This window comes from Bradyrhizobium sp. 44 (assembly GCF_023073095.1).
GTDB lineage: Bacteria > Pseudomonadota > Alphaproteobacteria > Rhizobiales > Xanthobacteraceae > Bradyrhizobium.
In genome coordinates this window covers 899,477-912,739 of record NZ_JADPIY010000016.1, presented here as the reverse complement: position 1 = coordinate 912,739, position 13,263 = coordinate 899,477, and the positions used below count along the sequence as shown (strand labels likewise).

Annotated in this window: 9 protein-coding genes; 6 read left to right on the top strand and 3 right to left on the bottom strand. The window is 64.0% G+C overall.

Translation table 11 applies throughout. The features are described 5' to 3' along the window. Nucleotides 1-48: 48 nt before the first annotated feature. The 3 genes from IVB41_RS20890 (at nucleotide 49) to IVB41_RS20880 (ending at nucleotide 4,037) form a co-directional block, all read left to right on the top strand. Complete coding sequence (locus tag IVB41_RS20890; RefSeq protein WP_247434418.1) at nucleotides 49-1,320, top strand: MFS transporter; 1,272 nt, start codon at nucleotides 49-51, stop codon at nucleotides 1,318-1,320. A 221-nt stretch (nucleotides 1,321-1,541) separates the two neighbouring features. Continuing rightward, nucleotides 1,542-1,946 carry a DoxX family protein gene (locus IVB41_RS20885; RefSeq protein ID WP_247286218.1) on the top strand — a complete coding sequence of 135 codons (405 nt, stop codon included), beginning with the start codon at nucleotides 1,542-1,544 and terminating at the stop codon, nucleotides 1,944-1,946. Between the two features lie 396 nt (nucleotides 1,947-2,342). Continuing rightward, complete coding sequence (locus IVB41_RS20880; RefSeq protein WP_247286219.1) at nucleotides 2,343-4,037, top strand: methyl-accepting chemotaxis protein; 1,695 nt, start codon at nucleotides 2,343-2,345, stop codon at nucleotides 4,035-4,037. Nucleotides 4,038-4,155: 118 nt separating this feature from the next. Here the strand turns inward: IVB41_RS20880 and IVB41_RS20875 are convergent, their stop codons facing one another. Further along, nucleotides 4,156-7,953 carry a DUF3971 domain-containing protein gene (locus tag IVB41_RS20875; RefSeq protein ID WP_247434880.1) on the bottom strand — a complete coding sequence of 1,266 codons (3,798 nt, stop codon included), beginning with the start codon at nucleotides 7,951-7,953 and terminating at the stop codon, nucleotides 4,156-4,158. Nucleotides 7,954-8,157: 204 nt separating this feature from the next. Here IVB41_RS20875 and IVB41_RS20870 point away from each other — a divergent pair, with 204 nt between their 5' ends. The 3 genes from IVB41_RS20870 (at nucleotide 8,158) to IVB41_RS20860 (ending at nucleotide 10,904) form a co-directional block, all read left to right on the top strand. Then, on the top strand, nucleotides 8,158-8,850 hold the full coding sequence (locus IVB41_RS20870) for a peroxiredoxin (RefSeq protein WP_081747957.1): 693 nt from the start codon (nucleotides 8,158-8,160) through the stop codon (nucleotides 8,848-8,850). A 110-nt stretch (nucleotides 8,851-8,960) separates the two neighbouring features. Next, nucleotides 8,961-10,319 (top strand): M23 family metallopeptidase, encoded by a 1,359-nt coding sequence (locus tag IVB41_RS20865; RefSeq protein ID WP_247434415.1) that lies wholly within the window; start codon nucleotides 8,961-8,963, stop codon nucleotides 10,317-10,319. Between the two features lie 99 nt (nucleotides 10,320-10,418). Beyond that, nucleotides 10,419-10,904, top strand: coding sequence for a low affinity iron permease family protein (locus IVB41_RS20860; protein ID WP_247286222.1), 486 nt, complete (start codon nucleotides 10,419-10,421; stop codon nucleotides 10,902-10,904). A gap of 27 nt (nucleotides 10,905-10,931) precedes the next feature. On the opposite strand, the gene IVB41_RS20855 is transcribed toward IVB41_RS20860, so the two are convergent. Further along, on the bottom strand, nucleotides 10,932-12,167 hold the full coding sequence (locus IVB41_RS20855) for an ABC transporter substrate-binding protein (RefSeq protein ID WP_247434412.1): 1,236 nt from the start codon (nucleotides 12,165-12,167) through the stop codon (nucleotides 10,932-10,934). A gap of 108 nt (nucleotides 12,168-12,275) precedes the next feature. Next, nucleotides 12,276-13,187, bottom strand: coding sequence for a DMT family transporter (locus tag IVB41_RS20850; RefSeq protein WP_247434410.1), 912 nt, complete (start codon nucleotides 13,185-13,187; stop codon nucleotides 12,276-12,278). Nucleotides 13,188-13,263: the final 76 nt, after the last annotated feature.

Below are 13,263 nucleotides of genomic sequence, written 5' to 3'. Positions count from 1 at the left end.
CGTTTTGCTGCTTGTCAGGGCGCGCCGAAGCGCGCTCCCTGATCGGCAATGGACCAGAACACGCTCGAGAAACAGTCCAAGCAAGCGACCAGGGAGCGCGTCACGGCGACGCCGCAGGGCGTCGTGCGCACCGCGCTCGTGGTGCTCGCGCTCTGCTTCACACTCGCCGTGCTCGGCCGCGGCCTCAGCGAAAGCTTTACCGTCTTCCTGAAGCCGATCTCGGAAAACTTTGGCTGGGATCGCGCCCAGGTGGTCTCAATCTATTCGCTGACCTGGCTCGTCAGCGGACTGATGGCGCCGTTGGTCGGGCGGCTGTTCGATCATTCCGGACCGCGCATCGTGTATGCACTCGGCCTGTTGCTGCTCGGCTCGGCCTTCCTGATCGCAAGCCACGCGCAGTCACTCTGGCAGTTCCAGCTCTCGATCGGGCTCTGCGTCGGCATCGGCGTCGCCTTCATCGGCAATGTGCCGAACTCGATCCTGCTGGGCCGCTGGTTCGGCCCAAAGCTGCCGACCGCGATGGCGGTGGTCTACTCGGCCATGGGTGGCGGCGTGCTGGCGCTGCTGCCGGCCTCGCAGCTTTTGATCGATCATCTCGGTTGGCGCGAAACCTACCAGCTGTTCGGCTTCGCCGCGCTCGGCCTGCTGGTGCCGCTCATGCTGCTGCCATGGCGGCTGTTCGCCTCGGGCTCGCCGCATATCGCGAAGAAGACCGATCCGGATTTCGTCGATCACGGCTGGACCCTTCCGAGCGCGATGCGCCATCACGCCTTCTGGGCGCTGTTCTCGACCTTCTTCTTCACCGCGGTCGGCATGTACGCGATTGCCGCCCAGATCGTGGCCTATCTGATCGATGCCGGCTTTCCACCGTTGCAGGCCGCGACCGCCTGGGGCTTCTCCGGCGTCGTGCTGGTGTTCGGCATGCTCGGCGTGTCCGCGCTCGATGGCCTGATCGGACGTCGGCCGTCGGTGCTGCTCAGCTACGCGATCTCGATCCTCGGCATCTTCCTGCTGTGGCTGTTGCAATACTCCGCCAATCTCCTCCTGCTCACCGGATTCGTGGTCTGCTTCGGCAGCATGATGGGCTCACGTGGACCGCTGATCACGGCGACCGCGATGAAGATCTTCGGGGGCAAGCGCGTCGGCACCATCTACGGCACGATCTCGATCGGCAGCGGACTCGGCTCGGCGTTCGGCTCCTGGAGCGGCGGCCTGATCCATGACGCGACCCAGGGCTACAACGCGCTGCTCGCCTTCGCGCTTGCGAGCGTAGTGCTCGGGATGATCCCGTTCCTGGTGGTGCCCGCCCTGCGGCGGTAGGTGTCTCAGAGGTAACCTGCGGGCATTCGCGTCACCGGGAAATTACGGATGGGCACGACGCGAACAGCTGCAAAAGATGTGGATGGTGCGCGGGTGAAAGTCCCTCCTGCGGTGTTTTGTCCGACATGACAAAAATGTCAGCGCAAATTGCCCTTGGGCGGCTTGCAGGGCAGAACTGAATGCGGTCCTAGTCGCAAGCATTGGATGGAGGGCACAAACCAATGAACTTTCCCTATCTCGTTCGCTTTCAACCGGTTCTCTTGAGCCTGTTTCGTTTCGTCACCGGCCTGCTGCTGTTTCAGTACGGCGTCGCCAAGCTGTTCAAGTTTCCGGTGCTTCCCTACTTCGCAAACATCCCGCCGATCATCTACGCAGCCGGTACGCTTGAGCTCGTGCTTGGCGCGCTGCTGATGATCGGCCTGTTCACCCGCCTCGCGGCATTCATCCTGTCGGGTGAGATGGCCTTCGCCTACTTCATGGGCCACATGTTCAAGGGCGAGACGCCGGTGTTCCTGCCCCTGCTCAATGGTGGCACCGCGGCGATCCTGTTCTGCTTCGCCTGCCTCTATCTCTCGGCAGCCGGCGGCGGCTCGGTCAGCGCCGATGCGGCGATGGGCAAGGACTAGCGGCACAACCGGCGGCGCGTTCCCGCGGCGCTGAGGCATCAGCAATTGATTCGCGGATAAGGGGATGGCACCCGAACATTTAGGGGTGCCATCTCAGCGCGAGCCCAGCACGTTCCAGACGAGGACGAGGACCGCGACCAGCAGCATCGACATGATGAGGCGATGACCGAATCGGTTCATGTCCGCTCCCACCGGCTTCGGTCGGGACTAAAGACCCACACAATCTTTCTCCCAGTTGACTTGCCATGCGCCCACGTGGCGCATTTCCGCATGGATGTTTGCGCATGCGGCTCGCGGACGCCGCTTGCGCGGCAGCCGTCGCACGCGTCCATTCATGATTGGTAAGAATTTCATGCTACCGACGCGAGCAACAATAACCATTCCGTCGAGGCCGTGATGAAGCTGCTGAGCCACCTCAAGATCCGCACCAAGCTCGCCAGCATGGTCTGTCTTTCGGCACTCACGGTCACGGCCATCATCGGGGTGTCGTCCGTGCTCAGCAAGAGCCGCATGCTTGAGGACCGCGTCCAGCAGATGCGGACCGCGGTCGATATGCTCCACAACCTCGCCCAATCACTTGAAGAAGAAGTCGGCGCCGGCAAGCTGACGCAGGCCGAAGCGAAGGTCCAGTTCCACCAGCGCGGCCGCCGCATGAGCTTCAATGGCGGCCAAGGCTATCCGGTGGTCTATAACGCCGATACGTCCCTCATCGTCAACGGCGCCAACCAGCAGCTCGAAGGCAAGATCACCGGTGCGAAGGACTCCAATGGCGTCCTGATCGCCGACGCCATTATCAAGGCTGGCGCTGAGACCGCACAGGGCGGCGTGACCTCATATCTCTATCCCCGCCCCGGCCAGACGGAGCCCGTCCGCAAGACCGTGTTCGCGCGCAAATTCGCGCCCTGGAACGCGACGATCAGCTACGGCCTCTATGTCGACGACATCGATGCGGACGTGCGAGCCTTGACGCTTGAGCTGGGGGCGATCGGCATCGGCCTGATGCTGCTGATGGCGACATTGTCCTGGCTGATCGCCCGCGACGTGCTCGGCGCACTCGACCGCCAGAAGAACCGCATGCAGGCCATTTCCGAAGGCGCCATCGACGCGGCGGTCGAGGAGACCGGTCGCGGCGACGAGATCGGCCGCATGGCCGAGACCCTCGAAGTGCTCAGGCAGACCGCGCTGACAGCGCGCAAGCTGGAGGCCGAGCAGGTCGCCACCAAGACCCGCAGCGAACAGGAGAAGCGTGACGCGCTGATCTCGCTTGCCGACCGGTTTGACGCCTCCGTCGGCCAGCTCGTCGGCCTGATGGCCTCGGGCTCCGGCGAACTGGAGGTCACCGCCAAGTCGATGTCGTCGACCGCGGAAGGCACCAACCGACGCGCCGCCGTCGTCGGCTCGGCCGCCACCGAAGCCAGCCAGCGCGTCCAGACGGTTGCGGCCGCCGCCGAGGAGCTCTCCTCCTCCATCACCGAGATCAGCCGTCAGGTCGCGCAATCCGCCGTGGTCACCGGCCGTGCCGTGGACAGCGCACGCCGCACCGACACCATCGTGCGCGCCCTCTCGGACGGCGCCCAGCAGATCGAGCATGTCGCCGAGCTGATTTCCAGCATCGCGGCGCAGACCAATCTGCTCGCGCTCAACGCCACCATCGAGGCCGCACGCGCCGGTGAAGCCGGCCGCGGCTTTGCGGTCGTCGCTTCGGAGGTGAAGTCGCTGGCGAGCCAGACTGCGGAAGCCACCCGCGAGATCGGCGACAAGATCGCCCAGATCCAGGGCGCGACCAAGGAAGCGGTAGACGCCATCGGCGGCATCACCGCCACCATCGAGGAGGTCAGCCGGATCGCCACCTCGATCGGCGCTGCGATCGAGGAGCAAGGCGCCGCCACCGCCGAGATCGCCCGCAGCGTCTCGCAGACGGCGGAGGCGACCCAGGAGGTCACCACCAATATCGGCGGCGTCAGCACGGCAGCGAACGAGACCGGCAATGCGGCAGGCATGGTGCTCGCCGCGGCCTCGAACCTCTCCAAGCAGGCCGAGCAGCTCTCCGGCGAAGTCGGGACCTTCCTGGCTGGCGTGCGCGCGGCGTAAGGCGGGCAGCACGTCGTCATGGCCGGGCTTGTCCCGGCCATCCACGTTCTGCGCGCTTATGGAAACAAAGTTCGTGGATGCCCGGGACAAGCCCGGGCATGACGAAGTCAGCTCGCCGCTATCGCCGCGCGAGGGTGCAGCCGCTCGAGAGCTGGCGCGTCGTTCCGGTCGAACCATCGTTCGACTGCGACGGGAATTCCTCGAACGGCGAGTTCTGTTTGCCGGTGTTGAATTCGAAGATCTTGCGGAACAGACCGGGTGCCATCGCCGAAATCGGATTGACGCGCATCACGGGCGCGGCCGGGGTGCCGACGACCTCGTAGGTCACGCCGATCAATCCTTCATTGTTGCCGCCGCCGAGGAAGATGCCGAACAACGGGATCTGGCCGAAGATGTTGTTGACGCCATACATCGGCACGAATGTGCCGCTCATGCAGACCTGATTGCCGGGAAAGTCGATTGAGCCCTCGATGGTGGCGCCGATCATCGGCCCCTTGACCACGCCGTCGCGGATCGTGAGCGCGCCGTTCTGCCGCGTGAACTCCGCACGCATCGCCGTAAAGGCCACGCCGCTCTGCGCCCCGTTGGGAGCGCCCGCCGCGACGCGATCGAGTTGATCCATTCCCTTGACCGAGAAGTCGCGCACATTGATCAGGCCTTCCCGGGTCGTGGGCTCCGACGTCGGCGGCTCCATGGCCACCACCATCTGGCCGCCAAAGACCTTGTTAGTGGTGTCTGTGAAGCGCAGGAAGTTGCCGGCATCGCTGGTCTGGAGATAGATCACCTCGCGGTTGCCTTGGGCGCGGCCGCCGCGCAAATCGGCGGCCACAGGCGTGTCTTTTCCGATCCTGCCGCTCAACGTGAAGGCTTTGACCGCACCATTGCGCCGCGACATCTTGGCCTCGACGCTGCGCATCGCCTCGCCGTTGAAACCCATGACGGCGCCGAGCTTCACGTCCATGTCGAAATCGACGTTCTTCGTCTTGCTCTTGGCATCGTCCTTGGAATTGCCTGAGATCGCCGATTTCAGGAAGCCGCGGCCGTCGAATACGTCGCCGCGCATCGTGCCCTTGACCACGCCGTCCTGGCTGCGCTCCACCTTCAGCGACGCCTTGTCGCCGTCGGACGGCGCGTAAGTCGGGAAGTTCGCGTTCATGAGATCGCCGTTGGCATCGACCTCGATCGACCCCTTGATCGAGGCGCCGCCGCCTTCGATGACGATCTCCTCCAGGCGCGTCGATTGCGCCGTCGGCACCACCTTGAAGCTGGCCTTGCCCGCTCTGCCCGGCAACTTGACCCAGCCGGGCAGGATGTTGTCGAGCTTGACCGAGGTCAGGTCGGCCTCGATGCCGAGCTTCGTCGTCTGGTCGGGCCCCCCGGCGATCTTACCCGACAGCTTGATCGGCACCGATCCGCTGACGGCGGGGCCCAGATCGAACCCGAGACGCGCGCGGCTCGCATCGTCCAGCGTGGTCTGCAATTTGACGTCCGCATCGCCCTCGGCGGGCTTGCGGTAGTCGAGCGAGGCCGCCTGCCCGTTGATCTTGACGTCGCCCTTGACCTGATAGCCCTGGTTGCTCGCGACGATCTTGAGGTTGTTGGCCTCCAGCTTCTGGTTCATCACCAGCTTGTCGGCACCAAAACCGTTGAGATCGGCGGTCACGCTGTAGGTGGTGTCGGCTTTGGTCAGCTCGCCCTTGACCGGCAGCCCAAGCTGGACGTTCGCCGAGAACGTCCCCTTGCTGGTGTTGGGATCGATGACGGTCGACGACAGATCGCTCAGGCGATCGTTGGAAAGCATTTCGGCGGCTGCGGGCACCGGACCCTCGACACGGAACCGGGTCCGCGACGGCGACGGCTTGGGCGCCATATCGGGCACCTCGAAGACGAAGTCGGAAATCGTGACCTTGCGGCCCGCCGGCGTATCGGCAATGCCCTGCCCGATGTTCACCGTCGCGGTGCGGCCGGTCACGCGCGCCTTCAAATCGGCATCGTGCACCACCGGCAGGCCATCGACAGGGCGAACCGTGACACCGCTCGCCACGATATTGACGGACAGGCCGTCGTCGGGAATGGGTGGGCCCTTGCGCGGAAGATTCTTCGTCGGCGAGTTAACGCCGATCTCGATGCGCTGGAGCGTTCCACGCTCGATCCGCTCGATCACCCATTCGCGCAACTCGGGAACGACAAGCGTCGGCCACATCCGCTTGAGCGCCGAGGCCGACATCGGCGTTCCCGCAAAACCCAATGTCAGCCGTGGCTCGCCCGAATAGTCGATGGCACCGGTGCCGGCGACGCCGATCTCTCCGTTGGAGATGTCGGCCTGGGTCAACAGCAGCCTCTTGTGGTCGGTGTCGAAGCGGAAGCCGATCGCGATACGGTTGAAGACCAGCGGCGGCTCGTTGTCGATGCCGCCGAGCAGGATCGAACCGCCGCTGAAACCGAGCTGCCAGTCATTGACGGTGCCGTTGGGTGGCTCGACATGAGCCAGAAGCGTCAGGCGGTTCGCGCCCGAGAGGACCTTGAACGGAGCGACCAGCACCCGCCGATTGGCGTCCCACTCGACATTGATCTCGGCCGAGTCGATCGCCATCGGATAATCCGGCGTATCGGTGTCGATGATGTTGCCGGCACCGACGGCGATCTTGCCGCGAAAGAAGGTCGGCACGCCGTCGCGGCCGAGCTCGCCCTTGAGCTCGCCGGTCAGCGGCAGGTCGGCGGTGTAGGTGAGATCCTTCACCCGCAGCGCCAGCAGGATGTTGGCGGTCGAAACCTTGTCGGCGCGGATATCGACCGAGCGCACGCCGTTCTCGGTGGGGCCGATCGTGGCACGCAACGACCAAGGACGCGCGCCCTCCTCGCCGAGGCTGAGCGCGACGCCGCCACGGCTCGGTCGGCGCAGGCTGAGCGTGATGTTCTCAAACGTCCATTTGCTGCCGCGCTGCTGGTCGTCGACGATCAGATTGCCGTTCTTCAGGCCGATCTCGTTGAGATTCTGGCCGTCGAGGCCGGTCATGCTCAGACTGTCGAGCCAGTCGAGGCCCTGAAGAATGCCGGTCGGGGCCGTGGCCTGGGTCGCGGCTTGCGATGCGTCGGGGGTCGCAGGCCCGGTGGCGAATGGCGGCGGTGGGACACCATTGCGCGGGAAAGTCGGCGGCAGCCCCGCGTCCTTCTTGGAGGCGACGCCAGTTGCAAGCGGCTTTGCGGTGTCGCCAGCCGACACCGTGACCGTACCGTCAGGCGCGATCCGGATCGCGAGCTCGGCATCGACGAGGTTGAGGCTTTCGGCGCGCAGATGCCCCATCAGCAGGCCTGCACCCGACAGCTTCACCTCGGCCTTCGGTGCGGTGGCGACAATGACGTGATCGTGGTCGCGCACGACGATATCACGGATGCGCACGGCGATTCGGATCCGCCCGGCCCGTTCGATCTGCGTGCCGCCGACCTCCACGGTGTTGCCGTGACCGATATTGTCCTCGATCGCGGCCGCGAGCCACGGCGTCGCAATGTCGAGATTGATGGGACCGGCGCCGAGCCGCCACCACAGCGCGCCGAAACAGCCGACGAAGATGACGACCAGGGCACCGACGACCACGGCCACGCGCTTCACCCAGCGACCGCCGCCCAGCCAGCGGCGCAAGGGACCAAACCCGTCAGCGAAGCGATGGAAGCCCGAATTGGAACGCGACAACAGCCGGCGCGCCCGATAGCCCGCCGCCGCTTCCTGATCCGGATCCCAATCGGCGTCGTCCCATTGCTGCTGCTCTGGTTGGCTGCCGCGCCGATCCGAATCCCGATTGTAATCCTGGGGCGACGTATTCCTTGCCATTGCCTCTCGATACAGGCGCCCGTCGTGGGATTGAGCGCCGCCGGGGCCGCAGCCGTCGTCAGGAAGCGAAGCTTCCCGCGCCGGCATTGCCGCCATACCTCGAATATTCCTTCTGTTCGTCATGTCGCCCCGGGAGCGCGTTCAACGAGCAGTGGGGTGGTCCGTGTAATTCCTTGTAACCAGGCTTCGCCGTCGTCAGACTCATCCAGCCGAGGGCACGATTCCGGCATACCGGAAAAAGGCTGCAATACCGCTTTGGTTGACCCGCCGAAAGCGACGAAAGGAAGGCGTATGTCCAAGAAATCCCGAAAGAAATCGTCCAAAACGCCCTCCGTCAGTCCGACGGCTAAAAAGACGCCCGTGAAAGCGCGGGCTGCGACTCAAACTAAGTCCGCGAAAACACAGCGGACACCAGCGAGCAAATCAACTGGGATCATAGCAAAGACAGCATCGCATAAGGCCGCACCGAAACGGTTAAATTCTTCCAAATCGGCATCCGCGCCCAAAACGGCGGCGAAGGCCGGCTTAGCCGAGGGTCAGAAGGCCCCCGCCTTCCGCCTGCCCCGCGACGGTGGCGGTGTCGTTGCGCTGTCGGATTATGCCGGCCAGAAGCTGGTCCTGTTCTTCTACCCCCGCGCCGACACGCCGGGCTGCACCAGGGAAGCCATCGACTTCACCCGGCTGACCGGCGCCTTCGCCAAGGCCAGCACCGCCGTGCTCGGTATCTCCGCTGACCCGGTCAAGGCTCAGGACAAGTTCCGCGACAAGCACGGTCTCGGCGTGCCCCTCATCTCGGACGAGACGCACGCGATGCTGGAGGCCTACGGCGCCTGGGGCGAAAAGTCCATGTATGGCAAGAGCTTCCTGGGAGTTCTTCGGACCACGATGCTGCTTGGCGCCGACGGCAAGATTGCCAGGATCTGGCGCAATGTCCGGGTCGACGGCCACGCCGACGAGGTGCTGGAAGCCGCAAGGAGCCTTTAACCAATCATTTAAATTCAAGCGGTTCCGTTTCCGGAAAATTAACCATGACCGGCCCAGATTGCCGCGGCAATTAGGCCGCACGGACTCATCCGATCGGCGCGGGAGTGCCGATGTCGAAAAGTTCTGCCCAACTCTCGCAGTACCCCCAACATCACCCCCACGACCACGGCCGAGCCTTTCATCGCCGTGCCGCCGCGGTGGCAACCGCACTTCCCCTTCCGGACATCGACGACGCCTACACCATCGTGCATCACGGCAAGCAGGTTCGCCTGGGGCCTGTGGTGTTCTGGATCGTGGTCGGCACGATCGTGTTGCTCGGGCTCTGGTCGGCCGCAACCGCGACCTATTTCGCCTTCCGCGACGACGTCCTCACCCGGCTGATCGCCCGGCAGGCCGAGATGCAATACGCCTATGAGGACCGCATCGCCGAGCTCCGCGCCAAGGTCGACCGCACCACCAGCCGGCAACTGCTCGACCAGGAGCAGTTCGACCAGAAGCTCGACCAAATAGTGAAGCGCCAGACGGCGCTGGAGTCCCGTGCCACGGCGCTCGGGTCCATGCCGGACGTGACCGGATCGATTCCCCGCTCCACCCCGCAGCGTGGCGATGCCAGCCAGACGACGCAGGGCACGCCAAAGCCCTCGCCGATCAGCGACACCGTGATCTTCGTGGCGCCGCCGGATCGCGAGGCGCGGCTCGAGTCGCGCGCGCCGACCCTCGCAGCTCCGCCCGTCAATCAATTCGCCAAGAATCAAGGGTTCGACAACGTCGTCGTTCGGCTCACGACCTCACTCGACCAGGTCGAGCGTCGCCAGATGGCGGCGCTCAACGCCGTCGAGGAAGGCATGGATTCACGCATGCGCCGGATGCGCGGCGTCGTCAGCGATCTCGGCCTGAACCTCGCAAATCTCGAAGCCGCCGTGCCACGCACGGCAATGGGCGGGCCTTTCGTACCCGTTAAGCTCACCGCCAGTTCGGGGCCGTTCGAGAAGCAGCTCTATCGCATCAACAGCACCCGCGCCGAGATGGACCGGCTCAATCGCACGCTCGCACTCGTGCCCTATCGCAAGCCCGTCATCGGCGAGGTCGAGTTCACCTCCGGCTTCGGCGTGCGCAGCGATCCGTTCCTCGGCCGGCCCGCGATGCACACCGGGCTCGACTTCCGCGCCGCGAGCGGCGATCCCGTTCGTGTCACTGCCAACGGCAAGGTCGTCTCCGCCGGCTGGTCCGGCGGCTACGGCCGCATGATCGAGGTCGATCACGGCAATGGCCTTGCGACCCGCTACGGCCATCTCTCCGAGATCAATGTCCGGGTCGGCGAGATCGTGAAGATCGGCCAGGTCGTCGGGCTCGTCGGGTCGACCGGCCGTTCCACCGGCCCGCACCTGCACTACGAAACCCGCATCGACGGCGAAGCAGTCGATCCGCAGAAATTCCTGCGCGCCGGCGTGCGCCTGAGCGCGGGCTAGGCTCGTTGAGAGTCCGCTCGCCTAGTTCCTGTTTACATCGCGGAACTTCGGAGTTCCCTCGACGTTAGATCGCAGCTCCCTTATCAGCGCGATCTTCCGATGCAACAGACCGATACCAAAGCTCGTCCGGCCAAGGGCAAAGCGAACCAGCCACGTAACAGCGCGGCTCAACTCTTCAGCGATATTGCTAACCGAACATCTCAAGCGGCCGGGCGCGCGCTAACATTCATGATTGCAGCCGGCATCATCCTGGTTTGGGCGGTCACCGGTCCCATCTTCCAGTACTCCGACACATGGCAGTTGGTGATCAACACCGGCACCACCATCGTGACGTTCCTGATGGTCTTCCTGATTCAGAATTCTCAGAATCGCGATAGCGCGGCGATCCAGGTGAAGCTTGACGAACTGATCCGGGTGAGCGCGGTGCAGAATTCCTTCGTCGGAATTGAGCATTTGACCGATGACGAGCTCGACGAGATCCGCACCAAATGTGAGCTTCGCGCCAACGCCGAAAAGGCCGGAGAAGAGACGGTCAAGAATACCGGCAAGAAGGCGAAACGCGCCGCCGATCTCGTCACCGAATAAGCGGGGGGACGCCGAAAATGGGGCTGACTACTGTCCGCGCTCGTGGCCGACCTCGCCCGTGATGACGTCGCCGAACAGCTCCCAGGCCTGTCCGTTGAAGCGCATCAGCTGCATCTGCTCGATCGGAAAATAATCGTCGGCGGAGGTGTTGACCATGATGCCGGGCAGCATCAGGTCGGTGTGAAAATCCTTCAGGTTCGTGGCCTGCTTCATGACGTTGTCTCGCGTGAGGTTGTCGCCGCACTGCTTCAGCACCTGCGCCATCGCCTCCGCCTGGACGTAGCCGTAAAGGTTGTTGGCGTTGGTCTTGTCCCCTTCGGGATAGTACTTGTCCATGAAGGTGCGCCACGCGATGACCGCCGGATCCTTGTCCCAGGTCGGGTCGGTCGGATCCTTCAGATATGCGGTCGAGATGATGTCCTTGGAATAGTCGAGCCCGGCGGGCTTGAGCACCGAGGCGATCGACGTAGCCGTATTGGCAAGGAAGAATTTCGGCTTCCAGCCGAGCTCGCCGACCTTCCGGATCGCCTGCGCCGAGCCTTTCGGCGCGGCCCATGAGAAGAAGATGTCGGCGCCGGAATCGTGAAGCGCAACGATCTGCGAGTCGATCGAAGGATCGCTGACCTCATAGGATTTGTCGGCGATGATCATATTGGCTTTGTCGCCGAGCCCATCCTTCAGGCCCTTGAACTGGTCCTTGCCGGCGTCGTCGTTCTGCCAGAGCACCGCGATCTTGCTGTTCGGAAACTTGTCACGGATATACTTCGCGTAGATCCGCCCCTCGCTCTGGTAGTTCGGCTGAAATCCCATGGTCCATGGGAAATTCTTGGGGTCGCCGAACTTGGTGCCGCCGGAGGCAACGAAGAGCTGCGGTACCTTCTTGGCGTTCATGTATTTCATGATCGCGGAGTTCGAGGGTGTGCCGAGCGGCTGGAAGATCAGCAACACCTCGTCGCTCTCCACCAGCTTGCGCGCCTGCTCGATCGCCTTCGGCGGGGAATAGGCGTCGTCATAGCTGATGAAATTGATCTTGCGCCCGTTGATGCCGCCCTGGTCGTTGATCATCTTGAAGAACGCGGCCTCGGTCTTGCCGATCACGCCATAGGACGACGCCGGCCCGCTATAGGGCATGATATTGCCGAGCTTGACTTCGTTGTCGGTGGCGCCGGGATCGTATTTCTTCTGCGCCAGAGCCGATGTTGTGGCCAACACGGCGGCAGCAAGCATGGCAAGGGCTGCAAGTTTATTGCGACAACCCGGCATCGTTCTCTCCCCTGTGTTTTGTAGTCTTGTTTTGCTGGGAGTGTCGCAAGGTGGATCTCGGCTGGCAAGCGCCGCGATTTTCCGCGAGGTGAAACGGCGGCTCTGGAACTATGTGCCGCGCCGCAGCAGGTTCAGAACGCGCCCATCAATCACCAGCAACGCGCTGCCGATCACGATCGCGCCCGCGATCTCACGCATGGAGATCGGCTCGCCCAGCACCAGCCATCCCAGAAGAATGGCGGTGACGGGAATGACCAGCGTCACCAGCATCACATTGGTCGCGCCTGAGCGCCGCAGGATCTGGAAGAAGACGATGTAGGCGAGGGCCGTCGACAAGCCGGCAAGGCCAAGCACAGCGAGCCACGTTGTCGCGCCCGGCATCGGGAGACGCCACGGCTGCTCCATCGCGCCGGCGACGATCGCCATCATCACCGTGGAAGCCATCAGTTGAAATGCTGCCGTCCCCAGCGGGGCTGCGTCCTTCAACAACCGCCGCGCCGCTAGCGCCGCAAAGCCATAGCTGAAGGCGCTGCCGAGGCAGAGCAGGATGCCGAGCCCCTGCCCTGCCCGTGTTTCAACGCCCCATCCGCGCAGGATGATCACGCCGGCAAGCCCGAGGGCAACGCCGGCCACGCGGCGCAGCCGTAAGGCCTCTTCGCCTGCCGCGGCCATCACGATCACCGTGAACAGCGGCGTGGTGGCATTCAGGATCGACGCCAGCCCGCTTGGAATGAAAGTCTGGCCGATCACGATCAGCGAGAACGGGATGACGTTGTTGAGGAGCCCAATCGCGACGAACGGCCTCCAGCCCGTCACACCCTTGGGAAATCCGATGCGCTGGATACGCAGCAGCGGCAGCAGAAGAGCCGCGCCAAGTGCAACGCGCAAAAGCACCAGCGTCAGCGGCGGCAATTCCCGCAGCGCAGCGCCGTTGAAGAAGAACGAGCCGCCCCAGAGCACCGAGAGCACAGCGAGCAGCGACCAGTCGCGCGCGTCGATACGGTTGTCGTTCGGGGACATGGCGTCTCATGACGGTGGCCGAGACAGCCGCCTAAGACAACACGGCGAACAGCGCCACCCGATTTCCGACGACGCG

Bases quoted from the DNA above. Each gene is read 5' to 3' on its own strand.
- IVB41_RS20880 (WP_247286219.1), top strand. From the start codon at position 2,343: ATGAAGCTGCTGAGCCACCTCAAGATCCGCACCAAGCTCGCCAGCATG.
- IVB41_RS20885 (WP_247286218.1), top strand. From the start codon at position 1,542: ATGAACTTTCCCTATCTCGTTCGCTTTCAACCGGTTCTCTTGAGCCTG.
- IVB41_RS20870 (WP_081747957.1), top strand. From the start codon at position 8,158: ATGTCCAAGAAATCCCGAAAGAAATCGTCCAAAACGCCCTCCGTCAGT.
- IVB41_RS20850 (WP_247434410.1), bottom strand. From the start codon at position 13,187: ATGTCCCCGAACGACAACCGTATCGACGCGCGCGACTGGTCGCTGCTC.
- IVB41_RS20865 (WP_247434415.1), top strand. From the start codon at position 8,961: ATGTCGAAAAGTTCTGCCCAACTCTCGCAGTACCCCCAACATCACCCC.
- IVB41_RS20875 (WP_247434880.1), bottom strand. From the start codon at position 7,953: ATGCCGGCGCGGGAAGCTTCGCTTCCTGACGACGGCTGCGGCCCCGGC.
- IVB41_RS20860 (WP_247286222.1), top strand. From the start codon at position 10,419: ATGCAACAGACCGATACCAAAGCTCGTCCGGCCAAGGGCAAAGCGAAC.
- IVB41_RS20890 (WP_247434418.1), top strand. From the start codon at position 49: ATGGACCAGAACACGCTCGAGAAACAGTCCAAGCAAGCGACCAGGGAG.
- IVB41_RS20855 (WP_247434412.1), bottom strand. From the start codon at position 12,167: ATGCCGGGTTGTCGCAATAAACTTGCAGCCCTTGCCATGCTTGCTGCC.